Source organism: Nocardiopsis chromatogenes YIM 90109, assembly GCF_000341185.1.
Classification (GTDB): domain Bacteria; phylum Actinomycetota; class Actinomycetes; order Streptosporangiales; family Streptosporangiaceae; genus Nocardiopsis_A; species Nocardiopsis_A chromatogenes.
Window position 1 is genome coordinate 1 of record NZ_ANBH01000260.1, and the last position, 863, is coordinate 863.

Annotated in this window: 1 protein-coding gene; it reads left to right on the top strand. The window is 75.9% G+C overall.

Annotated elements, in window-relative coordinates:
- A partial coding sequence (locus tag D476_RS34335; RefSeq protein ID WP_017626478.1) for an SGNH/GDSL hydrolase family protein occupies window positions 1–863 on the top strand: 863 nt, incomplete at both ends.

Here is an 863-nt window from a genome sequence, read left to right on the forward strand (position 1 = left end):
CCGGGGGAGCCGCGGCCTCCGAGCACCCGGAGCCCTCGGCACAGGCCGGTGAAGGGGCCGCCGAGGAGGGGCCCGCCGGGAACGGGCCTCCGGGAAAGGGCACGGCCCGCCTCACCAGGGCCCTGCCCCGGTTCGAGCCGACCCCGCTCGGCCTGATCGCGATCGGCCTGGCGGCCATGTTCGCGACCCTGCTGGTGATCCAGGCCGCCCTGGGGACCTTCCGCCCGGGCGGCCCGGCCGACGAGCCGTCGGCGCCGCCCGCGAGCGGCACCCCGCCCGAGGGCACCGCGCGGATCCTGGTCGTGGGGGACTCCATCGTGCAGGGCAGCAGCGGCGACTTCACCTGGAGGTACCGGCTCTGGCGGCACCTGGACCGGTCCGGCGTCGAGGCCGACTTCGTGGGGCCCTACGACGACCTGCTGGACGTGAACACCGGCAGGCCCGGAGACGACCGGTACGCCGACCCGGACTTCGACACCGACCACGCCGGGGTGTGGGGCGCCACGACCGAGGACGCGGCGGCGGCGCTCGGCGAGCACGTCGCCGAGTACGAGCCGCACTACCTGCTGTTCATGGCCGGGGCCAACGACTTCGCGGAGGGTTCCACCCCGGCGTGGGCCCTGGAGGCGGTGCGGGACGCGGTGACGGCCGCGCGGGTGGCCGACGGCGGCGTGCAGATCGTGCTCGGCGAGGTCACCCCCGTGGCCGGGACCGGGCGCGACGACGAGCTGAACGCCAAGGTCCGCACCTTCAACGAGGGGCTGGACGACCTGGCCGCCGAGCTGAGCGGCCCGCTCCCGGTGGCGGTGGCCCACACGGCCGAGGGGTACGAGCCGGTCAGCGACAACTGGGACACCACCCAC